This window comes from Sphingobacterium sp. UBA7631 (assembly GCF_002483935.1).
Taxonomy (GTDB): Bacteria; Bacteroidota; Bacteroidia; order Sphingobacteriales; family Sphingobacteriaceae; genus Sphingobacterium; species Sphingobacterium multivorum.
On the sequence record NZ_DLIX01000008.1, the window covers coordinates 128,898 to 153,736 of the forward strand.

Genomic DNA, 24,839 nt, shown 5'->3' on the forward strand with positions numbered 1-24,839 from the left:
GGCTTATATTCTTAGTAAGTTACATAATAATTTCGATTCCTTTTATTTTATAGCCTTTTGGCGAATCGTAAAGGTGTATTTTCCAGTAGATTTGATGCTTTTAGCTGTGAGCTTGATGCGATAAAGTTCCTTACCCCAGACTTGACTCAAACGCGGGTCATCCTGAGGAATGACATCGTAGCTCGCTGTGAACTGACCCGCATCAAAGTGCAAGGTGGCGTGCCCATTATTGAGGAGGATTTCCCCTTTGCCAATTTTTGGTTCCTGAGCAACCAGAAAATGAATGATATTGGCCTGCTTAGGACCTGTGATTTTAAACTCATCCTGAATGTCCAGCCCATTTTGTACGAGGGTATAACTTCTATTCCAGTGCTCAACATTGGCCGACTTCGGATATGCTTTTCCAATATCAAGCTGGAATTTATTTTGTGCAGGCAGAAATGCCACATGTTCAGCTTTATATTCCTTTCCAAAAGATTGGTCGGCTCCATTGATCATCGGAACATTATGGTAAGCACTCTGCATCGTCCAGATACTGTATCTGTCATCGCTAAATGTTTTCTTTGTATAGGTGCCAACACCGGCATCAATGAACAGTGGTTGTTGGTCCTGGTATAAGATAAAACTCCCGACATCGTTATGGTTGTGACTTTCATTATTGAAACCACCTTTGGCGGCAAAGAAAAACGGACCCTTTTTTAGATATATAAATTGTGTTTCCGGATACCACTTCGCATTATTTTGAGGGAGCGCAGCGGTAACGTTCTCTAATTCCGGATAGCATCTCAGGTCCTCGAAGGCACGGAAAATATCCCTTGAAGGTTTGAAATTTGCAGTTTTGTCGCCGGTATTTTCCATATATCGGGCAAATTGCATCATCTCACTACTATTGACATCCTGTCCATAACGGTAGATCAACAGCGGATCGCCGCCACCTTTTGCCGAAGCATCGGCAAAATTAACGACCCATTTATCGCCGCCAATATAGGATTGTGCGATGTACTCGCCCATATCGCGAATTACAGGTTTATCAAAAATATTGATCTTACCCTTGGTGGCCAGCGAAAGTATTTTCAGATAATCGTACAGCTTACCCGCAGCATGTCCCCAATAGGAGGGGCCCTCTTCGCAGGCACCGTCTGTCTTAACATAGTTGATAAAGCGATCCACAGAAGACATCGTCTTATAAATCCCCGCCAGTTGAATATCGGGATTGTCTTCAATCAAAAGCAAGGCCGTAAGGACATTAAAGTTACACCATGGATTCCAGTTGTTGACCAGCTGTGTTTCCTTGAGTTCAAATGCCTGCCACCACATATCGTTGCGGTCTAGGTAGGGCTGTATAATGCGTTGTTGAATCTGTTGTTTAAGACGGATACTGATTTCGGGGTTTATTGTATTGAATGTATCGCGAAAGAAATAATGAACCCAGGAGAGGAGGGAGCCTACATCACCGGCCATCAGATCGACCACTTGTGTTCGTTCTTGCGGCAATGATCGCTTACTGGACTGAAAGGCCCCAAGGTGTGCCGAGAGCGACCATGTTGCCATTTCCGTCAATTGCCAACTACCATTTAGGATTTGGTCAACAAAGCGCCCCTGTCCTTCTGCAAGCTCCGCCAACAGTAGGTTGGTCAGTGCAGTACAATTTTCATTCATGGGTTTTTCCATGATGCTGCGGTTGCCTGAACGCTCATATTCGAGATAATCTGTTGCTTTAACGACTTGCCATTGGTAGCTAAGGGCCTCATTTCCCTTTTTGATTATACGGTCTTTAAAAGGAGCCATCAGCTTATCCCAGGCCGCCCGATCCGAATAAGCCGGATAGGGGACCCACGATTTGTCATTTCCTAGACTCGCTTTCAGGTTATCCTGCTTAAAGGCGCCAGTCAGGAGGTTCAGATCTTTCCCAAGCAGTCTTTGGGAAGAAAAACTGCTCAGGAAAAGAAATAGAATTACATACATTCTCATGATTACCAATCTTGATTTTGTGGTAGTAATGCCGGGTTCATTTCAATCTCTTGTCCTGGTATTGGCCAAAGCTTATGACGGCTTTGGTAACCCCGGGTGACGAGATTGTCTCCGGTAATACTTTTTTCGATGTAGTCTTTGGAAACGCTTTCTAAGAGGTTCCAGCGCTTAAGATCAAAATAACGCCATCCTTCACCTGCTAGTTCTACGGCCCGTTCGTGCTGGATACGTTTACTCATATCTGCTTTACTACCGACTGCCAAAAATGAACTGCCACTATTTAGCGCCGGCATTTTTGAACGGGTACGTACTTTGTTAAGCTCAGTAATCGCTTTGTCCAATTGATTGGACTCGTTGTACGCTTCGGAAAGCATCAAAAGTACATCGCCCAAGCGTATGATAGGGAAATTGATCGGTGTATGTGCGCGATCGGTAATGGCGCCTTTTAGGTTCCCTTCAGGAACAAATTTCCGCCATAAGTAGGTGTACCAACCCCGATTGTTGCGGATCTGACCAAAGTTTTCGTTGACTCCGGTTGCCAAAATCAACTGCATATCTCTTTCTTTATTGGCATTCCATCCTAAGTAATGTGAATAAGGTACGATAAGTGTTTGATTCATACGAGGGTCGCGGTTGGCATAGATCTGACGTAATTTCGCCGTATCAGGTACTTTGGTTAGCGTTCCACCTGATTGTGTCGACTCCATCGCCTGTTTTTTAACCGCATTATCCGTTGTATAGTTGGGGAAATAATCATTCCAGTTAAAGGGGCTTCCATCGCGGTTTTCGTAACGGTCTGCAAGGCGTGTGCTCGGCATACAGTTGTTCCAGTCACTACCAAAGGTTGAACGCGTTCCCATATAGAAGGCCATGGGCATACCATAAGGGAAACCCGTACCACCCATATTCTGAATGGCAAAAATCATCTCCGGCGATTGATCGCCATCCATGGTGAATAACGCGGAATAGCTTGTATTTAAACTGTAACCATAGGTGTTGGTCTTGTTGTAAACAATCTCTTCAAAATCCCGGATTGCTCCAGCCCAATCTTTATTGTAAAGGGCTACTTTCCCTCTCAAAGCATACGCAGCTCCTTTGGTGACCCGGCCATAATACTTGGCATCATAGCTTACCGGCAATTTCTCAATTGCATAGTTCAGGTCATTGAGGATAAACTTATTGACATCTTCTACAGAAGAGCGACTATTTTTAAGATCAGCGAAATCTTTGTTCAAGTCGACAGTTTCATCGTATATTGGTAAGGCGCCATAGAGATTGGTGAGCTGGAAGTACATCAGCGCACGTAAGAACTTCGCTTCCGCAATAAAGCCCTCCTGTTTGGCCTTGTCTATGGTCATGGGCTGGATATGCGCGATTGCATGATTACAGCGTTGGATCAGATCGTAGGCTGCTTGCCATCTATCCACAATAATAGATGAACGGTCGGTGAACGTTCCGCTGATCACCTCGCCCAAGCCCGGAGGATCATAGCCCAGGCCAATATCGGTAAGTCCATCGTAAGAAAATTGTAAGCCGAAGGTGGCTTCTTTTTTTAAGTCATTATAACAGCCCAGTACGCCAGCTAAGGCCTGGTCTTCATTTTGCCAGAATGTGCTAGCACTTACCTGACTATATGGTGTCGTGTCAAGCTTATAACAAGATGATAAAGCAATGCATCCGGCTATGAGTAGTGAAATCTTTTTCATGAGGTTTAATTAATTAAAAGCTCTTTTCAACTTTTGTTCATAATTTATCTGTTACAGGTCGGGAACATATCCTCTGTCGCACACCTTTCTCCTTAAAAGGATAAACTCACACCAAAAACAGCCTGTTTCATGGTTGGATAGTTGGTGCCGCTAACCTCCGGATCGAAACCCTTATATTTGGTTATGGTCCAGAAATTTTCAAGCGATGCAAAAACACGTAGATTTTGCACCTGTATCCGCTTCGTAATATCGTTTGGAACTGTATAGCCCAGCTGGATATTTTTTACACGGACGAATGCCTTATTCTGTAACCAGAAATCGCTGTTTTTGGTATTTCTTGTATCTGTATAAGGCAGCAATCGTGGGAATTTAGCATCTGTAGCACCTTCAGTCCATCGGCCATCAGCAATTTCCTGATTGATCTGGTAGCCCCAGCGAACAGTAGGTGTGTAATAGCCATCCGTCCAGACCACTTTGTTGCCCGCGTTACCTTGCAAGAAGACCGAGAAATCAAATCCTATATAATCGAATCCCATGTTAAAACCATAGGTCATGCGAGGCGCTGTACCATGGCCTACCGGAACCCTGTCATTGTCGTTGATGACGCCATCACCATTGGTGTCTTTATACAAAAGATCTCCTTTTTTAGGTGTACCATAGGATGCGAATGGATTGACTTTTTGATTGGTATTCGGATCGATTGGCGCATTATCGATCATCTGCTGTACGAGCTGCATATCAGCATCCGTCTGTAATATGCGATCGGTTAACAGGATATATTGGGTATTGATGGCATAACCTTCTTGAAGCAAATTGGAACCACTGATAGACTTGTCATTGCCTTTAAACTTGACTACTTTATTGTCAATAAAGGTAAAGTTGCCGCCAATATTGAATTTAAAGTTATCGCCAATTTTATCGCGGTAAGTTAAATTCAGCTCGACACCATTATTACGTACTTTGGCCGCATTGGTGCGTGGTATTGTTGCATTTCCGACAACCAACGGAGCGGGAAGATTGATTAAGATATTGTCCGTTACTTTGTTAAAGACATCGATCGAGCCGCCCAGTTTGTAATTGAATAGGTCAAAATCCAAACCAGCATTCAGGATATAGGTATTTTCCCAGGTCAAGAAAGGATTACTCAGCACTGTTTGCGCAAAGCCCACATAGAGCTGGTTATTTAATACATAGTTTGTGGGATTATAAAGCGCCAAATATTCATAATTGTTAATGTCGGCGTTTCTGCGGAAAGAGTCATCAGTGGTTCCATTATTACCCAAGGCACCATACGATGCGCGGAATTTCAGGTTGGGCATCCATTTGATGTCATAGAAGTCTTCTGAGGAAACCTTCCAGCCAAAGGAAGCCGAAGGGAACGTTCCCCATCTGCTTTTTCCGCTCATGAAACGCGATGAACCGTCTGTACGCAGATTGGCTTCCAAGAGATATTTGTCATCCCAGGACAGGTTGATCCGGCCAAAAAACGACCGCATAGCCCAGTCGGTCATATTGCCAGAAGCTGAGGCATCCATTGTCGCCGCGTTGAGAACAGTCAGGGATGGATCTACAAGATCGAGTTTGGATGCTGCAAACCAACCGTCCTTAAAATACTCCTGGCTGGCACCAACCATGACTTCATAGTTCAGTTTCTCAAACAGTTTGTTCTTATATTTAGCAATTCCGTCCATGTAATAGCGGTACGATTTGATCGATTCGTTGGTTACCGAAGAACGTCCTGTGCCAGCTGTTGCAACTGTATTGGTTAGAAAGTTCCAGCGGTCATTAAACACGGGTTGCGAATAGACGAAATCATCATCATAGGTATACGTGTAAGAACCCTCAATGGAAAGGCCTTCTATCGGTTTCAGTTTTCCGTAGAATCGTGATACAAAGCGGTTTTTGTTGATGTTACCTTTCTGCGCATACAAACGGTGGAGTACGTTGTTGGACTGTGGGTCGTCTTCCGGATTATTTGGTGAACCAAATCTGCCATCTGGCGCACGCAGTACCATGCCCGGAGTGCTTGCTGCAGCAAAGGTAAATACATCATTGATGATATTGGTGCCGATATCGGTTTTGGAAACGACCCCATTGATGTTGGCTCCCAAGGTTAACCAGGGTTTCACATCCGCTTCTAGATTGATACGGCCGGTATGACGTTTGTACGTTGCCTGTTCAATGATTCCAGGGTTGTCGAGAAGACCATAGGAGCCAAAGAACTTGATTTTGTCACTACCACCCGTAAAGGAAAGGTTATGGTTTTGGCTGATTTTGTTCTGGAAAAGCTCCGAAACCCAGTCTGTGTTGGGGTATTTCAATGGATCCTGACCCGCGTTCTGACGCCAGAGATCGATTTTTTCCTGCGAAAATATGGGCTTGGCATTTGGATCGCCGTTGCGATAGCCTTCATTGATCAGCTCCATATAGTTAGCATAGTTGGAAACCATTCCAATGGTGTTGGATGGTTTTTGACTTGAGAAATAATTGTTGTAAATAACTTTAAATTGCTCTGATTTACCTTTTTTCGTAGTAATGAGGATAACGCCATTTGCGGCTCTTGAACCATAAATTGACGCTGAGGCAGCATCTTTCAACACCGATATGCTTTCTACATCTTGTGGGTTGATTAGGTTCATGTCGCCAATAACGCCGTCGATCACGACAAGTGGGTTGGCATTATTGAGTGTTCCCTGTCCACGAACACGCAGTGTTCCCCCATCACTTCCCGGTCTACCTGAGCCCTGATTAACATATAATCCCGGCGCCTGCCCAGCTAGGCCAGCTGACAAGGAGGTTACAGGTCTGCTTTCTACCACCTCAGACATCTGGATGGAAGAGACCGAACCGGTTACATTCTCTTTTTTCTGTGTACCAAAACCGACAACAACAACCTCGTCAAGTCCCTTGGATTCATTTTCCAAGGTGATTGTAAGGGGGCTGCCGGCTTGCGCCTTAGTCTCGATACTTTTATAACCGACGCTGGTGAAAATTAATATTGCATCGTTCTGTTGACTTTTGAGTTCGAATGAACCACTTGCATTGGTCGATGTTGCTAGATTCGTTCCTTTAATCTGAACGGTGACATTGGCAATGCCTTTGCCGTCTTTGTCTACAACCTTACCCCGAATGGTTGTCTGCTGCATGGCCAGTGAAAGCTTGCTGTTTGTTTTAACAGGTGCAAATGGAGTCGCTTGTGTTGTCAGGCTAGATACGACCAACAAGCAGGATAATGGTATTGCCGGATACATCCAACGATTCTTCGAAACGGATGCGTTTTTGATCTTGATCATAGGCTTTTAGATTTAATTGGTCTGAAAAATAAATTTTCTATGAAGTGAATTTACAGTATTGGCAGAAAACAATAAGCACGTTTTCTCGCAATCGTTTTCGTAACAGCGCGCCGAAAAACCGAAAGATTTTTGGTTAATATTTGTTTAAAAATGTATGACTGCCGGGAGTATTTTGGATCATTAGTTCAAAAGTCGGTGTAGCGTTTAAAAGTAATTATCGTTAAATAAGGAAATTATGTAAACCTATTTCTTTCGTATGATGAATATCAAAAAAACCGCGTTATTGTTGTGTCTGTCACTTGGAGCATATACAGGCTATGCGCAGACAAAATGGAATGTAAAAGCTGGAGTTGCCTTTTCAAATGTGGATGCTAAAAATAAAGCGGGCGATAAGGCTAGCACGGCCGCGGTTGCAGGCCTGTATTTGGGACTCGGCCCGACATTACGCCTCAGTGAGTATTTCTTTTTAGAACCGGCCCTTGTATTCGCCAAACGGGGATTTGAACGAAATGAGGGAAATGTTATAGGCTGGGGTAAGGATTTTAAAGCACATACGTCTTATATCGAAATGCCTATCGATGTTGTTTTTAATGCTACGATTGGTGCAGGTAAACTGGAGGTCGGTATAGGCCCTTATATCGGTTATGGATTAGGTGGGAAATGGAAAACCTCAGGCCCTGTCCACTTAGGTGATATTGCCATTGGTGAGGAGGGCGATATTAAATTTACGAACGATGCCAGTGAAGGTGAATATGGAAGCTATAATCTTGGGAGACCTTTTGATTACGGCGCTCGTGCAAAAGTGAATTATCTTTTTAGGGAACATTATCTTGTCGGCATAGAAGTTCAGAAAGGAATTGCCAATTTGGAATCCAAATGGGGGGATTATAAATCTGGAGATGCTATACGTAACCGCTCTTTGGGTATTTCAGTTGGCTATCGGTTTTAGTGACTTGAAAACGGCGAATAATTAGTTGACGTTGTAGGAAGCATGAGCGCGTCTCATCAATCCAGTCGTTTGCCTTCAGCGCCTGCTGTCTGGAGACAAACGACTGGAAATAAATCTTTCCGTTGTACTTGCTACTCTTGCGAATTAGAATTCAATCCGGTAGTTAATGGTTGGAATAATACCAGTCCATTTTTGGGGTTCAATGATGCGTTTGCTGAAATTATAGTGCATGCCTACCGTGTTCTCTCTATTAAGTAGATTCTGAATATCCAAAATAAACAGATGGCTTACTTTTTTGCGATTAACCCGATAGCTCGATGAGAAATCAACACGTACGTAGGGATCGGCAGTCAGGGTATTGATGCGATCTTGGTCAATAACTTCTTCGTCTAAACGAAGCGATTCTTCTTCCAGAACAGGGGAATATTTTCTTCCGCCGGCATAAATAAATTTGGCATTCAGACCGAACAGATTATTTTTATTCTTTCCCACGGTCCATTCTTTCCCCATCAGCAAATTTCCTACATAACGTGTGTTGAATGTGGTATTGTACTCTTTACCATTAAGCGCCTTGAACTTCGAGTCAAAAAGGGAGGTTGTTGCCATGAAGTAATAGCCCTTGCTCAAAGACTTCTCAAGCGTGAGCTCAATGCCGTAGTTTTTACCGGTACCTTTATTGATAAGCTGACGGTAGCTTGATGTACCAATGGCTGCAATATCCGATACATTGAGTAAGGAGAAGTTGATGTCGGAATCGGTCGATACTGGGACATCATAAAGATGTTGATAATATATTTCTGTCTTAAATCGGAGTGTTCTGCTGAGGTTCTTTTCATAGCCAATAACAGCCTGGGCAGATTTGGTTGGCGAGAGAGTCTTGTTTGGTTCAAGGCTTGTTTGATCGCTACCCTTGGCAAAATAATAAGCCAAGGGCTCCAGTCGGTTATATAAGCCGGTTCCAAAGGAAATCGTTTGGTCTGTGGCAACATGCCAGGTAAGGCCAAATCTTGGCTCGATAGACCAGCTCTTGCTCAGCGCAAAGTAATTTGTATGTACGCCGGTGTTGAGCGTCAATTTTTCGTTTAATACTGTTTTTAACTGTGCAAAAGCATCATAAGTACTTGTATTTCCAGTCTCATTAATCCGCTCTGTCAATGCCGCTAGCTCGGTGTCGTAGGACAGCGCATAGAGGTCATAATGTAATAAACTTGCATTTAAGCCCGCTCTAATTGTGTTTTTATTGTTGGCACGATAGTTTAATGTACCTGCATAACGAAGAGCCGTATTCGTAAATTTGTCCTTGTGATATAGGCTGGAAGTATAGTCCCGTGTTAATGTATCGGTGCTATTGGAATTACGGCTAAGGGACATGGAAACAATGTTTGTAAAATATAATCTGTCGTTCGCAATGTACTGATGTTTTACTCCGGCACTTCCGGCATTAAATTTTACATCCAGATCCTGGGCATCTGTCCGTTCCTCCCATTTTTCGTAATTACGTTCAGCAGTTTGTTGGAGTTTTCCTAAGCCGCCTATACCGAATAAGGAAAAAGTTCCAGCCTTTTTTGTGGGAAATACAAAATTAAAAGAAAGATCCTGATATTTTGGGACGCCTGTGTCTGAAACTTTTACACCTACTTTTTCCAGGAGGCTCAAGGAAGAATAGCGGTAACTAATTAAATAGGAGGCGTCACTTCCTTTTTTGAAAGGCCCCTCTAACGTTGCTCCTACGCCCAGGACTCCGACGTTGAACGTGTATTCGCGTTTGTCTGTATTTCCTTTACGAAACCTCAGGTCAAAAACACCAGCCGTTGCATTGCTGTATTCCGCTGCAAGTCCACCGGTATAGAAATCAGACTTTCCCAATACCATGGTATTGAGCATACTGATTCCGCCGCCCGCAGCGCCTTCGGCCCCAAAATGATTGGGATTTACAATTTCGATACCTTCAAGTCGCCATTGTAAGCTTTTGGGGGAATTTCCGCGAACAATAATTTCATTGTCATCGCCGCCGGCAGCGACACCTGGAAAACTCTGTGCCATACGGGCGGGATCAAAAAAAGCTCCTGCATAACGATTTGTTTCCTCAGGAGAAAAGGAACGTCCACTCGTCATTGCCATCTGATTGAGCGGTTGTTTCCCTGCATTGGCGTAGACGATAGCCTCAGCTAATGCATTAGTTTGTGTCTCCATTTCCACATTAACCATATTCTCCCGGCCACTGGTGATAAGTAATTCCGTAAATTCTTCTGGTTTGTATCCGGCCATGCGAACTTGAAGCTGTTGACGCCCAACCGGAACTTGCTGCAGCCGAAATATGCCCTGTGCATCAGTACTTACAGACTTTGTCCCATCGCTGGATGAAATAACAATTGTGGCACCTGTAAGCGGTAATCTGGTATTTTTATCTATCACGGTTCCTTTGACAGTTTCGGTCACAACCTGATTTTTTTGCTTTGGTGATGCTGGTTGCTGGGCTAATGTAATCCCTGCTTGAAGCGATAATCCAATGAGTAAGATTGGCGATAGTTTCATAAAAGATTAGTTTTTATCTTTATGACAGCTGGCTTTCAATTTACCCTTAGCTTTTCCCTGATTTTTTTGTTTTTCACGCTACTTATGTGCATGATTCAATTTCAATTTACCTGTCATTGCAGGAAATTTTAGGTATTTTTATCAGGTGTAGTTATTAACATAAAGTGTGTTGATTATAAGTTTATTAACATTGTTATTAACATTTTTGTGGAGCTGTTTTTGGCCTAAATGCTTAATCGTGAAAAAATAGGAAATCCGCTATGTTTTTAACAAAATATCTGCTCTATACTAGAAAGTTAACATGTTTATTAACAATTCCTGGGATGGTTTTTTACAAACAGGAAGCGGATTGCATTCAAATGGCGCAGTTCATTCAAATGGCGCAGTTTATTCATATAGTAAAGTACATTCAAATAAAAGCTTCCCGAAAAATTAACATTTTGATAATCTGACGAACCTATCTTTGTGAGGTGAAAACTACCGAAGCCAATGTAGATAACCACCATGTGTTGCGTTTTAAAGAAGGTGACCCCACCGCTTTTGCCTATTTCTTTGAGCGGTATTGGGAGGATCTATACACTGTCGCTTTTCGTCACCTTCGGGAAGAGGATCAGGCAAAGGATCTTGTGCAGGAAGTTTTTATCCATATCTGGGAAAAACGATCGCTCGTGAGTACTGAATACTCCGATATAAAATTCTATTTCCACAAAGCCCTCAAAAACAAAATACTGAATTACTACGCCTCAGAGCGGGTACGAAAACAGGTCTTGGAGAATTCAATGGAACGCATGGAGGCTTTTTCCAATTTGGATAGTCAGGCTTTTGCTAGGTATAAGGCGCTGGAGACTATTGTAGATAATTCGATCGACAAATTACCTAAATTGATGAAAGCAGTCTACCTCATGCGTTCCGACAATTATTCGATCACACAAATTGCCAAGGAACTCAATCTGGCGGAACAGACCGTTAAAAACTACCTGTCAGAGGCCAAAAAGATCATGCGGTACGAATTGACAAGACGATTTGCCGACCATGATTCTATATTTCTATTGCTTGCGGGCAGCGCTCTCCTTTATGATTATTTAATATAAAGAACATATTTAATTAAAGTACTTTGCCCGCTTTGATCTGTATTAGTATAAAAATTAATGCAGGTGAATTTAGAACGTTTTAAACTTATCATAACAGATTATCTCGGAGGAAAATCGACCGAGGAGGAAAGAGGTCATGTTGACAATTGGTACGAGTCGATTTCAAACGATGATATTAATCCCTTTATCGATGCAAATCATCGGGAAAAAATCAAACAAGAATTATTTATTCGTGTAGGAATAGCTGAAGCACCTGTCAAGGAAAAGAAGATGCAAGCCATAGCGGTCAGAAAATTCTCTTGGCTTTCAGCTGCAGCGGCTATTCTGGTTATAGGAGGTATCAGTCTGCTATTTTTTCAGCATAACCCGATGTCGCTTTCCCAAAAGCAGACAGAAACGATCGCATTATTGACAGAAACGGTCACGGATGCGGGCGAACTGAAAGAAATTCAGTTGCCTGATGGGACATCCATTTTTTTAAATGGAAATACGCGTATTCGCTACGATCGCAAAAATTTTGCTTCAAATAGAAGATTCTTTTTAGATCGAGGGGAGGCATTCTTTCGGGTCAAACGGGATACCTTACATCCATTTAAGATAGAAACAGGCAGCGTTTCTGTCGCAGTCCTAGGAACATCCTTCAACGTTAACAATTCGATGTCTACTAAACAGGTGACGGTCGAAGTTAAAACGGGGCGTGTGCGTGTTGCAAATGCAAAAAATGGAGCGAACGATATGCTTACAGCAGGTAAGGCCGTACGGTATAGCGTAGCTCATAATGACTTTGAAACTTTCGATAGGGATCCAGCTTATATCAATCTTTGGACACAAGGCGGTTTGCAATTGAATAACATCGGCTTCAAGGAACTAAAAGAAGTAATCTATAATCGCTTCGGCGTTATGCTGCATACCGACAATCTGAATACTGATACATTTAATTATTCACTGATGATACCGCATGTACAGTCATTGGATCAAGTGCTGAATATCGTTTGCAATATTCATCAAATCAAATTTAGGAGGGAGAAAAATGGAATAATCTTATACAAATAAAGCTGTAGGGGTAGAACAGCATAATTTATCTGCTCAAGAAAAGTGCTCATCTGGCAAACCGCTAAATCGACCAGTGAGCACCCGAATATTCATGTTTAAAACATTCATACAAATATATGTATAAAATAATTAAGCTTACCGGCCTTGCGACAAAGCTTGCGCTCTGCTCCATGGTCTCTTGTGCTGTAACCAATAGCCATGCTGGAGGATTGGAAAAGATCAATCGCGCTTATTGGGATAATATCAATATTCATTTGTCTGGTGGCAACGCCGCGCTGGCGGTACTGCAGTTGTCAAAACAAACAGGTCAAGCCATCGGCTACGATCGGAGTATGCTCCAATTAGATCGGGTGTTAATTGCCGAAAAGAAATTCCAGAATGCGAGCTTCGAAGAAGTCCTTGCCTATATTCTGAACGGAACCAACATCAAGTCAAAAAGAGTCTCAGGCGGTATTGTTCTTGTGAAAAATACGGGTAGACAAGAATCTTATGATTTGAAATTGCAGCTTGTCGATCACACAAAACAGCCTATTGGGGGAGCTTCTGTGCATATTCCATTGACTGGACAGAGCGCCTTTTCGAATGCCAAAGGTGAAGTGACTATTCGATTAGCTGCCGGCGTATACGATGTACTGATAAGCCATGTTGGCTATGAAAAAAAAGAGTTGAAGGATCTCAAGCTCGATGCCAACACGACAGGTATACGTCAGGTGATATTAAATGAAGATGCGAACGAATTGGATGAAGTGGTGGTAACCGCATTGGGTATCAAACGCCAAGACCGTTCACTGGGTTATGCTGTCGGTAAAATTAAGGGTGAGGATATCAATCGGGTCAACAATGATAATTTTCTGGTTGGTATGGCCGGAAGAGTACCCGGGGTTTCGATTAGTTCTACTGGACCCACTGGTTCCAGCGTGAATATGGTGATTCGTGGGGCATCATCGTTAAGTACAGACAACCAGCCGCTATTTGTCGTGGATGGAGTGCCCTTGATGAATAGTTTAAATAATGTTGGTCAGATCGGTGACGACAACAAAGTGGATTATGGTAATGCAATTGCCAATATCAACCCCGAAGATATTGACAATATTTCCATCTTGAAGGGACCAAGTGCAGCGGCGCTTTACGGCTCACGTGCGGGTAATGGTGTGGTGCTGATCACAACCAAAAGTGGTAAGAATGCGGAGAAGATGACTATTGCTGTGACTAGTAATACAGTATTTGATATTCCTTATAAATTTATTGAGTTGCATAACAAATTTGCCAGTGGCACCTTGCCATGGCGGCCAGGCGACCTACCCGGCAATTTAGTTATTGAGGAGGAGTCGAGTGTTATGGTAGGCGCTGCGCTAGATAAGGGCTATAAAGCTGTCCAATGGAATAGTCCACTTGACGAGAACGGTAAACCCATTCCTACGGAACTAAAAGCGTACCCCAATAATATCAAAAACTTTGTTCAGACTGGAGTGACAAGCACCAATGGGATTTCCCTGAGCAACAGAAGCGAAAAACTGGACTATCGTTTCTCTTATTCCAATATGGCCAATAAAGGTATTATCCCCAATTCGGATCTGTTTAGAAACACCTTGAATATCAATTCGACCATGCGCCTGCGCAATAGCCTGACATTGGGCCTCTCATTTGATGCCAGTAGAAATAACTCCAACAATAGACCTGCTGGAAATCGCGGAACCAATCCGATGCAAGCGGCCTATGAAGTTGCGCCTCACATCAATATTCTGGATTTGCAGGATTATTGGCTGCCGGGGCAGGAGCAGATTCAACAGCGTTCACAGTCTATTGGCAACCACAATAACCCGTACTTCCTTGCCTATGGGGTGAACAATGCTTTTACAAGAGACCGTGTCTTTGGAAATCTACGGTTAGATTGGACCATCAAAAAAGATTGGACGGCCATGATTCGGTACGCAACGGATATCTATTGGGAAAACAGGGAAACAAAAATCCCTTATAGTTATACGAACGAACCTAGAGGTGCTTATGGAATTGTTAATCTGATGAACATGGAACAGAATATCGACTTTCTGACGGCATATACAAAGAAGATCACCGACTTTCAGATCACAGGATCATTGGGTGGGAATTTGCGGTATAATTGTGGTAAAACCGTGCAAAATACATCAAAGAATGGCGCTGGACTCATCACGCCGGGGCTCTATACATTGGCCAATATCAGTCCACTGAACCTGGATTTCTACAGCACAATTTCTGAAAGAGCGATAAACAGTGTTTACGGACTGATCAATCTAAGTTACCGGGATATGGTTTATTTGGATGTGACTGGTCGTAATGACTGGTCCAGCACCTTACCTGTAAACAATCGATCCTATTTTTATCCTTCGGCATCTCTAAGTGTGTTGGCCAACCAGGTATTTTCTTTGCCTAAAACGATCAATTTGGCTAAGCTGAGAGCGGGTATTGCGCGCGTGGGAAATGATACTTATCCTTATAATCTTTCCAATGTACTGAGTAATCCAGGTAGCTGGGGTGATGTATTGCGGCTAACACGTTCAGGATCACTCTTGGTTCCTAACCTGAAGCCCGAAATTGCCACATCTTACGAATTTGGCTTGGATCTGGGTATGTGGAATAATCGATTGAAGTTTGAAGGAACATACTATAAGCTGGAGAACAAAAATCAAATTATTTCAACAACCTTACCGGGATCAAGCGGTTTCAATTCGAAAAATATCAATGCCGGACTGCTAAGCAGCCGAGGTATTGAACTTGCTGTTTCCGGGCGACCTATTGCCAGGGAAAATTGGTCCTGGGACGTTGGTGTCAATTGGCATCGCAATCGTACACGTATCGATGAGCTTTCTGATGGTGTAGAATTCTATACCTTTTGGACCGACGGTCGGGGTGGGGCACGTACCTATGTCGGGGAAGAGATCGGGGATCTGTACGATTCCAAGTTAGTGACCGTGGAGGATCAGTCGTCGCCGTATTATGGTTTTCCCATTCTCAATAAAAATGGTTCTTGGCAGGCTGTACGGATCAATAATAGTCGCAACAAAATCGGAAATTTTAATCCCGATTTCACGATGGGCCTACAGTCAAGCCTTCGCTATAAAAAATGGACGATGAATATTGCCGCAGATATGCGTTTTGGCGGGAAATTTATGTCGCAGACTTATCGCTATTTCGAATCGAACCTAACCACGCAACGTTTTCTTGACCAAATGATCAATCCCAATGGGATGACAGGTGAAACGCTGCGCAATTATTTGGTCGATAACAATCTTGTTCGTGTACAGGGCAATCGTTATCCCATTGTTGGAGGACCAGGCGAAGAGTATGGTGGTTATCCGATCAGTGTGGGTGGTCTTGTTGGCAATTTTGGCGTGTTTAATCCTGGTGTTATCGCACAATATGATGATAAAGGTAATATCACAGGTTATACGGAGAATCTGGGTGGTGAAGGAACAAAATATATCGCTTATTCAGACAATTACCCCTGGGATTTTATGAATGCAGCGACATTTGATGCATCTTTTATCAAGCTTCGGGAACTTTCCTTTAGCTATGATTTAACAGGAAAATGGCTGAAGCGTCTTGGGATAGAAAATGGTAGCGTGGGTGTTTATACCCGTAACCTGATCTTATGGACCAAAGCAAAAGTAGGTATAGATCCGGAAATGGCCTTCCAGCCAGAAACTGGTGTTGGATTTAAACAGGGGATTGAGCGCTATAACGTTACCCCTTGGTCAATGCCTATTGGATTTAAAGTAAATGTGACATTTTAAATATACAACATAAATGAAAAATCAGTTGAAGAGATTCACCATGGCTGTAGTAGGTCTTGGTATAGTATGGAATATTTCAGCTTGTAAAGATCTGACTGAACTTAATATCAATCCAAACGGTGTAAGTGAGGAAGATGCCAATCCCAATCTGTTGTTACCGACAATATTGACAGGAGCAGCAAAAAAATACAATGAGTTGAGTTTCTCAGATCTTGGCGGAGTCATGCAGCACACGCAGTTTGATGCTTGGTTCAATTCACATAATGATTACGAGTGGACTGGAGGAATTTTGAGCTGGGATGCTTATTATGGCTTTTTACGTGACAATGAACTTATGCGTAAACGCGCGGAGAAATTGGGGCTAGATTTCCATAAAGGAGTTTCGCTGGTGATGCGCGCTTACTTATTTGGTTTGGTGACTGATCTCTGGGGGGACGCACCTTATACCGATGCCTTAAAAGCGGAACTGGGAGATGCTGTATATAATTTTCCGAAATACGATAGCCAGGAAATAATCTATAAGGGAATTATCGACGAGTTGAAACAAGCTAACGACCTTCTATCCCGTCCCGATGGTTCCTATGAGGTACTGGCTAATGCGGATGTTTACTTTGGCGGAAAAGCTTCAAAATGGCGCCGTTTTGCTAATTCGTTGGCATTACGGTATTATATGCGAATTTCAGCAAAGTCTGCGGACTTTGCCAAACAGGGGATTGAAAGTATTGTTGCCAACCCCGATAAATTTCCACTTATTACAAGTGCAAACGATGATGTGTTGATGGATTTTGTTGGTAATAATGCAAATGACTCCTGGCCGTCAAATACCGTTTATGATGCCAGTGGAAGTAATTTTAGACGCATGAAAATGTGTGCAACATTAGTTGAACGGCTGCAAGAACTGGGCGACCCTCGTCTAGCGGTTTGGGCGAAAAAGATAGAGATCCCTATTGAAATCCGTAATACTGAACCTGCAGGTACAGATAAGATCGTCAATGGTGTCCGGATTGTATCACCGGATGTTGTCAAAGGTATTTCGGTGGATACCGATAAGGAGTATGTTGGACTGCCGCCAAGTGTTTCTAAAAATCCTTCAGCCTACAATCTCAACCCAACACCAGGGCAGACCTCAATCAACCCGCATGTTTCTTACCTGAATGATAGCTATCGTTCGGCGAAGGGAAGTTTATTAAAAGCACGATTGCTTTCTGCTGCCGAAGTTAATTTTATTTTGGCTGAAGCGGCTTGGAAAGGATGGGGGATGCCTGAGTCAGCGAAGACCTATTATGAGCGTGCTATACAGGAGTCGCTGGCAAGCTGGGGAAAGGCTGCAGACTATTCCAATTATATCCGTCAGAAAGGTGTGACGTTTGAAAATACCCAAGTGCAGATTATCGAACAAAAATGGATCGCCAGTTGGACAACTGCCGCACAGTCCTGGTTTGATTACCGTCGCACAGGGTACCCCGCTTTAAAGGCCGGCCCCGCAGCCATTCGAACACAGCTTCCTGTTCGCGTACCTTATATGCAAACCGAAATGAGTGTGAATCAGAAAAATGCTGAAGAGGCCTTGAAACGTATTGAAAAGACCGCTTATTCACAAGCGGATTATGAAAATAGTGCTTGGTCAAAACCTTGGTTATTGCAAGGGACAAACAAGCCCTGGTAATTCGTAATCATCAATTAAAAGTTATTAAACATAACAATCAAATCGATTCATAAAACAATATCACCATGAAAATCAAACATATTCTTCTAGCTGTAGTACTATGCTGCACTTTATTGGAAGGGAAAAGCCAGACGGATAATAACGCCAAACAACCTGATCGGATTACGTTGACCTGGTCCGATAATCCCAGCAATACACAGTCTGTTTCTTGGCGGATCAATGCGGATAGGACTAAAATCATTGGTCAGATTGCCGAAGAACAGAGCAATCCGGAACTTGAGAAAAATGCAACTACAATAAATGGAACAGCGCTATCTCTCGAGCGAGGACAGCAAGAGGATGCTTATGGACAGGTAACCTTCCGTGACCTGAAACCCGGTACAGTTTATGCCTATCGCGTTGGAGATGGCAGCAATTGGAGTGCCTGGAACCAATTCAGAACTGCGGAGCGTTCAGGCGCGTTTTCATTTATCTATTTGGGTGATGCGCAGAACGACCTACGTTCACGTTGGGCACGTGCCATTCGTCGTGCTTTCCAGCAGGAAGCAAATGCTCGTTTTATTGTTCACGCGGGCGATCTGATCAATCGTTCAAATGCGGATGAGGAATGGGCAGAATGGCATGAGGCCGCAGGATTTATTCATCAGATGATCCCTGCTGTTCCAACACCCGGGAATCACGAGTACCGTCGCGATTCGTTGGGGAAACTTGTCTTGGATCCGCATTGGAAAGTACAATTCAACTTGCCGAAGAATGGACCTGAGGGAATGCAGGATGCTGTTTATTACCTCGATTATCAGGACCTTCGTATGATCTCTCTAAATTCGCAATTGATTATGCTGGATTCGACTGCAGCAGCAACGCAGGAAAAATGGCTTGAAAAAGTACTGGCATCGTCAACAAAAAAATGGAACATTGTTGTCATGCACCATCCCGTATACTCCACGGCAAAAAATCGTGACAATACCATCTTGAGAGAACGTTTCAAACCTATTTTCGAGAAATATGGTGTCGATTTGGTCCTTCAGGGGCACGATCATACCTATGCTCGTGGCGGGCTGGGTAAAAAGCGACCTGTCTATCTCCTGTCTGTAGCGGGGCCTAAGATGTATGAATCAGATTCTGAGCGCTGGATGGAAGTTGCAACCTCACAGACGCAATTGTATCAGGTGATCAAACTGACCGCTGATAAACTGTATTTTTCAAGCTACAAGTTGAATGGGCAGTTGTTTGATTCATTCGAGTTGTCGAAAAAGGAGAACGACATAGACGGAAGGTGATCCATTCAAACCGGATTACTTTCCGTCAATATAGGTGCAGGATTCAATCCATGACGCGATTAAGATGTAACTGCTGCGAGATCGCCGGTTTCTAACGCATAACAAAAAGAGATTGCTTAAAATAATAGCTATACAACAATGAAAAATATTATATTTTCTACTATCTTGTTGAGTATGATAGTAAGTTCTACAAGCCATTTATATGCTCAGTCGAAAGATTTAATAACCAAGTTAGATCAACAGAGTTTACACATAGCTGCCCACCGGGGAGCTCATCTGGAGCAACCGGAAAACTCGATTGCCGCTATCGAAGAGGCTATTCGGCAGGGGGCTTCCGTGGTAGAGGTGGATGTAAGGGCAACCAAAGATGGTGTACTTGTGCTGATGCACGATAAAACAGTCAATCGCACGACAATCGGGCAAGGAGAGCTCGCCAAACAGACTTATGCCGAGCTTCAACAGCTCCACTTACGCAAAAAGGCAAATGGTGAAGCCTCGGATCATGTTATACCAACCCTATCGGAAGCTTTGCGCGTTGCAAAGGGAAAAATTATTGTTGACCTCGATTTTAAAGAAGATCGCAAAGAGTTTATTAAGAAAACCTATGAACTTGTTGAACAGGAGGGAATGGAAGACCAAGTGCTGTTCTTTCTTTACGATTACAAAGACATGCCCAAGATTTACAAATTCAATCCAACGATAACACTTTTTCCGAGGGCACGTAGTATGAAGGATCTTGAGGCCATACTAAAGATGAAATTAACCTCAATTGTCCATCTTGATGAATCATTTACTGATACCGAAAAACTTAATGCATTGCGCAAACAGGGTATTTATTTTTGGATGAATAGTTTGGGGGAATATGACGACAAAGCAGAACAGGAAGGAAAGGAAGCTTATCGATCTTTTTTGGAGAAATATCCTTTTGTACGTCTTATTCAAACAGATCATCCGAACTTGTGGCGCGAAGTGCTTTCCGGTTCTTAGTCTATTTTTATCTGTTTAGTTAATAATAATTAATTTATTGTAGCGATATTGGTAGGATGATCGTCATACAGCTATAACTAATGGAAACCGCAATGAATAAATTATTTACGGGAAGTTTTGCTATCCTCTTTTTACTGACGAGCTGCAGTAAGGAAAATGAAGTGACTGTACCTATGGATGTTCAAAAACAGCTGGAAAGTTTTGAATGGAGCCCTATCGTGTCTGTGAAAGGTACGGCAAATGAGCAGCATAAGTATAAACTGAAAGATTGTGAAAAGGATAATGTGTATACGTTCACATTTGCTGAATCAGCGAATAAGTTCACTGTCAATCGTGGTAAGGAACTATGTGGGGATGATAAGCTAACATTTGAAAGTTTGATTTTTGCTGAACAACAGCATCGCGCTTTTATCTATGATAAAGAGAAGAAAAGTATCAAGTTTGCCGACAGTAGCCCTTACCAAAGTTATGAGGTACAGATTGATGCTGATCAGCTCATATTGATTTCGCGCAATGATAATCCGCTAGCATACGCAGCTCCAATTGAATACTATTTTCAAGGTAAGCGGGTGGCTGCAAAAAAATAAGTAGTATATTTCCTTTAATACTCAAAAGAAAGACGGCTTGCCGTCTTTCTTTTTTTAGTTATATATGGATAAAATCCCATTCTACTGATTGGATCAATTTTCCCTGCTCCCTGATGTCATGCCGATCTCGCAATGTGCTAGAGCGAACCTTGTGTTTTTTGCAATTTGTTTTCCTTCAGTTGAGTAGTTAATCTAAATCAGACCGTTGATCTCACTGTTTTACGTACATGTAATTTAAACCGATGCTGCGAAATATAGATGGTTAAAAGAATTAGGAATCAAAATTTAACTTGATTATTTAGGCTAAATCGTTAATTTAGTGTTTTGGAAACCGGTTGCATAAATGTAGTGAATTAATAAAACCGGATCCAATTAATGAATAAAACTAGAAAAATAATAATCCACTTATGAAAGTCCGTATATTACTGATGGCCGCAATGACGACATTGCTCTGCCCACAACTTCAAGCCCAGCAATTGCCTTATAAGAATAGTACCTTACCTATTGAAAAACGGGTAAGTGATCTATTGGGAAGAATGACTGTGGAAGAGAAAGTCGGGCAACTGAGCAAATTGCTGGGCTGGGACATGTATAGCAAGAGCGGAAAAAAGGTTACAATCAGCAATAAATTACGAAAGGCGGTAAAAGAACAGCATATCGGATTATTATGGGCGACTTTACGTGCCGATCCTTGGACACAAAAAACCTTGCTGAATGGGTTGAGCCCAGTAGAAGCTGCGCGTGCTACAAATGCGATCCAACGTTATATGGTGGATAGTACACGACTGGGTATTCCATTGCTGTTATCTGAGGAGGCGCCACATGGACATATGGCTATTGGAGCAACGGTGTTTCCTACGGCAATTGGGCAGGCGAGTACATGGAGCCCACAGTTGATTCAGGATATGGCTTCAACAATCGCGATGGAGACTTATGCCGTGGGTGGTAAAAACGGTTACGGTCCTGTATTAGATTTAGCACGAGATCCGCGTTGGTCGCGTACTGAAGAGACCTATGGGGAGGATCCCTACCTTATTGGACAAATGGGAAGTGCTATGATCCGCGGTTTTCAAGGGGAAAAGTTAGGTGAGCGGGATAAAATAATAGGTACTTTAAAGCATTTTGTTGCTTATGCGGCTCCTGATGGCGGCCACAATGGTGAGTCTGTATCGTTTGGCGAGCGAAGCTTGAGACAGTATTTTCTGCCGCCTTTTGAGCGTGCTGTAAAATCGGGAGCTGGGTCGGTTATGACGGCATATAATAGCATTGATGGTATTCCTTGTTCAGCCAATTCCTGGTTGTTGAATGACATCCTACGGAAAGACTGGGGATTTACGGGCTTTGTCGTATCGGATCTATTGAGTATATCAGGGCTCAATGGAGGTCATGCAACAGCAGCGACTGCAGAAGAAGCTGCTTCACAAAGTATACATGCCGGATTGGATGTTGATCTAAGCGGGACTGGTTATGGTTCAAATCTGCTTAAGGCTGTTCAACAGGGGCTGGTTGAACCTGCCGTTCTCGATACAGCAGTGGCCCGGGTACTTCGTATGAAATTCAATCTTGGTCTTTTTGATCATCCTTATGTGGATGAAAAAATGGTAGCGCAAAAAGTCGCTACGACGCAAAATAAAACGGTGGCAAGACAAGTGGCACGCGAGTCGATTGTTTTGCTTAAAAACGATCAGCATATCTTACCCTTAAGTAAATCGTTGAAACGAATCGCCGTTATAGGGCCAAATGCCGATAATCCTTATAATCAGCTGGGCGATTATACTGCTCCACAGGCCGATGGTAAAGTGCAGACTTTGCTGACCGGAATCCGGGCGGCAGTGGATAAAAATACCAAGATCGATTATGTCAAAGGATGTGCGATCCGTGATACCAGCAATTCCGATATTGCTGCTGCTGTTGCAGCTGCAAAGCAGGCCGATGCGGTGGTTTTAGTACTCGGAGGTTCGAGTGCACGTGATTTTAAAACGTCGTATCAAGCAACTGGGGCGGCCAATGTTGATCCCAATACGGTAAGTGATATGGAGAGTGGAGAAGGATTTGACCGCGTTTCCCTGGATATGATGGGCGATCAGATCAAGTTGCTGAAAGCGATACAGGCTACCGGAAAACCCCTTGTACTTGTTACGATTATGGGAAGACCATTGAACTTAAATTGGGCTGCTGACAATGTACCAGCAATTGTGAATGCATGGTACCCAGGACAGGAGGGAGGCTTGGCAGTTGCCGATGTCTTGTTTGGCGACTACAATCCCGCTGGAAGATTACCGATTTCGGTACCTCGTTCGGTCGGCCAGCTTCCTGTACATTACAACCATACAAAACCTAAACATCACGATTATGTGGAGATGTCGGCCAAACCATTGTATGCTTTTGGTTATGGGTTGAGCTACAGTAGTTTTGATTACTCCAATTTACAGGTCTCTTTGAAGGAGGCTGAACATGATTTCGCTTGCACAGTGTCATTCGATGTCGTCAATAACGGTAAATTGGCTGGCGATGAAGTCGCACAGCTGTATGTTGTGGATGAAGTAAGTTCGGTCGTGACACCGGTCATGCAATTGAAGCGATTTGAACGTAAAAACATTGCAGCTGGAAAGAAAGAACGTTATTCTTTTCAATTGACCAAGGAGGACCTCAAATTATGGAGTCCAAGCAAGGTATGGAAGATCGAGAAAGGAAAGTTTAAATTCTTGGTTGGAGCATCTTCCGATGATATCCGACTAAAGGGCGAAATGGAATTAACGAGAGATTATTAATCCTAAACCGCAAACAATACTATAGGGCTGCCCAATTTTGGACAGTCCTTTTTTTTATTTGAGCACAATATGTTTGATACTTTTCCTGTTCCAGGTATAGGTGATGTGGATAAGACCATTTGTGTCCTGAATAATTGTTGGATAAGAATACTCATCATTCTTAACCCCATCTTCAAGGGTTAGAACATCTTTCCACTGTAAGCCATCCTTTGATATGGCGACATGCAGTTTTGTGCGTCCTTCCCACCAGTCGTTGCCAGCGATAGCCGGATTGAAGACGATCATCAATAAACCATTATTTAAACGGATGGCGTCGGTGGCAGAATTGGGATTGAGCAGGTTTGTGGCTTGCCAGGGGCCCCAGGTAAGGCCTTCATCTGCTGAGAATGCTGCCATCACTTTATTTTCTTTACTTCGACAGAGCACCTGAATGCGTCCATCTGCGTGTTGGATCACACTGGGCTGAATAACCTGGATACTGGTATCTGGGCGTATTGCGCTGACGGACCAAGAGCGGCCATGATCGCGGCTGATTTCCAGGTGTGCTTTCCAGATTTCTGTTTTGGATTCCGTGCTGGAGGGGGAGAGCAGCAGTCCGTTTGTCAAGGTGAGCGGTTTATTCTTGATAGGCCCCAATATACCTTCAGGTAACTGCTGCGGTGCTGACCAGCTGGTTCCCTTATCAATCGAATGTTTGACATAGCCTTTCCATTCTCTGGGGTTGGGGCCTATTTTATAATACAAAGATAAGGTGTCACTGTGCGGGTATTGATAGAAAACAGGATTCCATGTTGGAAAGCGGTTGTCACCAAGGATACCGTCTGCAATCTGTACAGGACGCTGCCATTGTCCATGACTATACAGTGAACTCCATATGACAACATCGGGGTTAGATTCATGAGTACCACCAAACCAGGCTGCCAATAAACTGTCTTTTCCGATAACTTGAATCGTGGAGGCATGACATTGCTGGAATGGAACCTGACCTGTTTTAAAAATTTGCTCTGACACCAGGATCTGAGGTTTATACGTTGCACATGAGGATACAAAAAGAAGGATAAATAATGGAAATAGGTTGATTTTTTTCATTGGAATTTAAGGTTCTAAAACCCCTATAGTTTGTTGATGACTTATTTTCTTATTCCTGAGCAGCTTTGGGGATGTTAAATGTTCAGGCGAT

14 protein-coding genes are annotated in these 24,839 nt (G+C 43.1%); 9 read left to right on the forward strand and 5 right to left on the reverse strand.

Annotated features, from left to right (window positions below):
- Positions 1-42: 42 nt before the first annotated feature.
- The 3 genes from B3P16_RS15150 to B3P16_RS15160 form a co-directional block, all read right to left on the reverse strand.
- Positions 43-1,971 carry a heparinase II/III domain-containing protein gene (locus tag B3P16_RS15150; RefSeq protein WP_286843441.1) on the reverse strand — a complete coding sequence of 643 codons (1,929 nt, stop codon included), beginning with the start codon at positions 1,969-1,971 and terminating at the stop codon, positions 43-45.
- A 2-nt stretch (positions 1,972-1,973) separates the two neighbouring features.
- The gene (locus B3P16_RS15155) at positions 1,974-3,677 is read right to left on the reverse strand and encodes a RagB/SusD family nutrient uptake outer membrane protein (protein WP_286778514.1); all 1,704 of its coding nucleotides are present in this window, start codon (positions 3,675-3,677) and stop codon (positions 1,974-1,976) included.
- Between the two features lie 92 nt (positions 3,678-3,769).
- The gene (locus B3P16_RS15160) at positions 3,770-6,970 is read right to left on the reverse strand and encodes a SusC/RagA family TonB-linked outer membrane protein (protein ID WP_286843442.1); all 3,201 of its coding nucleotides are present in this window, start codon (positions 6,968-6,970) and stop codon (positions 3,770-3,772) included.
- A gap of 256 nt (positions 6,971-7,226) precedes the next feature.
- On the opposite strand from B3P16_RS15160, the gene B3P16_RS15165 reads away from it, so the two are divergent.
- Positions 7,227-7,919 carry an outer membrane beta-barrel protein gene (locus B3P16_RS15165; protein WP_286843444.1) on the forward strand — a complete coding sequence of 231 codons (693 nt, stop codon included), beginning with the start codon at positions 7,227-7,229 and terminating at the stop codon, positions 7,917-7,919.
- A 144-nt stretch (positions 7,920-8,063) separates the two neighbouring features.
- Here B3P16_RS15165 and B3P16_RS15170 read toward each other — a convergent pair whose 3' ends face one another.
- Complete coding sequence (locus B3P16_RS15170) at positions 8,064-10,454, reverse strand: TonB-dependent receptor (RefSeq protein ID WP_286843446.1); 2,391 nt, start codon at positions 10,452-10,454, stop codon at positions 8,064-8,066.
- 470 nt (positions 10,455-10,924) lie between these two features.
- Here B3P16_RS15170 and B3P16_RS15175 point away from each other — a divergent pair, with 470 nt between their 5' ends.
- The 8 genes from B3P16_RS15175 (at position 10,925) to B3P16_RS15210 (ending at position 23,659) form a co-directional block, all read left to right on the forward strand.
- Entirely contained in the window at positions 10,925-11,545 is a 621-nt protein-coding gene (locus B3P16_RS15175; RefSeq protein WP_286843448.1) for an RNA polymerase sigma factor, read from the forward strand.
- 63 nt (positions 11,546-11,608) lie between these two features.
- Positions 11,609-12,598, forward strand: coding sequence for a FecR family protein (locus tag B3P16_RS15180; protein WP_286843449.1), 990 nt, complete (start codon positions 11,609-11,611; stop codon positions 12,596-12,598).
- Positions 12,599-12,714: 116 nt separating this feature from the next.
- On the forward strand, positions 12,715-16,368 hold the full coding sequence (locus B3P16_RS15185) for a SusC/RagA family TonB-linked outer membrane protein (protein ID WP_286843450.1): 3,654 nt from the start codon (positions 12,715-12,717) through the stop codon (positions 16,366-16,368).
- 13 nt (positions 16,369-16,381) lie between these two features.
- A complete protein-coding gene (locus tag B3P16_RS15190; RefSeq protein WP_286843451.1) occupies positions 16,382-18,034 on the forward strand; it encodes a SusD/RagB family nutrient-binding outer membrane lipoprotein in 1,653 nt (550 codons plus the stop codon).
- 65 nt (positions 18,035-18,099) lie between these two features.
- On the forward strand, positions 18,100-19,314 hold the full coding sequence (locus tag B3P16_RS15195; RefSeq protein ID WP_286843452.1) for a purple acid phosphatase family protein: 1,215 nt from the start codon (positions 18,100-18,102) through the stop codon (positions 19,312-19,314).
- 138 nt (positions 19,315-19,452) lie between these two features.
- Positions 19,453-20,301, forward strand: a complete 849-nt coding sequence (locus B3P16_RS15200; protein WP_286843454.1) for a glycerophosphodiester phosphodiesterase family protein — start codon at positions 19,453-19,455, stop codon at positions 20,299-20,301.
- Positions 20,302-20,393: 92 nt separating this feature from the next.
- Complete coding sequence (locus B3P16_RS15205) at positions 20,394-20,888, forward strand: hypothetical protein (protein WP_286843455.1); 495 nt, start codon at positions 20,394-20,396, stop codon at positions 20,886-20,888.
- 407 nt (positions 20,889-21,295) lie between these two features.
- Complete coding sequence (locus B3P16_RS15210; protein ID WP_286843456.1) at positions 21,296-23,659, forward strand: glycoside hydrolase family 3 N-terminal domain-containing protein; 2,364 nt, start codon at positions 21,296-21,298, stop codon at positions 23,657-23,659.
- 54 nt (positions 23,660-23,713) lie between these two features.
- On the opposite strand, the gene B3P16_RS15215 is transcribed toward B3P16_RS15210, so the two are convergent.
- The gene (locus B3P16_RS15215) at positions 23,714-24,748 is read right to left on the reverse strand and encodes a sialidase family protein (protein ID WP_286843458.1); all 1,035 of its coding nucleotides are present in this window, start codon (positions 24,746-24,748) and stop codon (positions 23,714-23,716) included.
- Positions 24,749-24,839 lie beyond the last annotated feature (91 nt).

Bases quoted from the DNA above. Each gene is read 5' to 3' on its own strand.
- B3P16_RS15165 (WP_286843444.1), top strand. From the start codon at position 7,227: ATGATGAATATCAAAAAAACCGCGTTATTGTTGTGTCTGTCACTTGGA.
- B3P16_RS15160 (WP_286843442.1), bottom strand. From the start codon at position 6,970: ATGATCAAGATCAAAAACGCATCCGTTTCGAAGAATCGTTGGATGTAT.
- B3P16_RS15150 (WP_286843441.1), bottom strand. From the start codon at position 1,971: ATGAGAATGTATGTAATTCTATTTCTTTTCCTGAGCAGTTTTTCTTCC.
- B3P16_RS15210 (WP_286843456.1), top strand. From the start codon at position 21,296: ATGAAAGTCCGTATATTACTGATGGCCGCAATGACGACATTGCTCTGC.
- B3P16_RS15155 (WP_286778514.1), bottom strand. From the start codon at position 3,677: ATGAAAAAGATTTCACTACTCATAGCCGGATGCATTGCTTTATCATCT.
- B3P16_RS15195 (WP_286843452.1), top strand. From the start codon at position 18,100: ATGAAAATCAAACATATTCTTCTAGCTGTAGTACTATGCTGCACTTTA.
- B3P16_RS15205 (WP_286843455.1), top strand. From the start codon at position 20,394: ATGAATAAATTATTTACGGGAAGTTTTGCTATCCTCTTTTTACTGACG.
- B3P16_RS15170 (WP_286843446.1), bottom strand. From the start codon at position 10,454: ATGAAACTATCGCCAATCTTACTCATTGGATTATCGCTTCAAGCAGGG.
- B3P16_RS15215 (WP_286843458.1), bottom strand. From the start codon at position 24,748: ATGAAAAAAATCAACCTATTTCCATTATTTATCCTTCTTTTTGTATCC.
- B3P16_RS15190 (WP_286843451.1), top strand. From the start codon at position 16,382: ATGAAAAATCAGTTGAAGAGATTCACCATGGCTGTAGTAGGTCTTGGT.
- B3P16_RS15185 (WP_286843450.1), top strand. From the start codon at position 12,715: ATGTATAAAATAATTAAGCTTACCGGCCTTGCGACAAAGCTTGCGCTC.
- B3P16_RS15200 (WP_286843454.1), top strand. From the start codon at position 19,453: ATGAAAAATATTATATTTTCTACTATCTTGTTGAGTATGATAGTAAGT.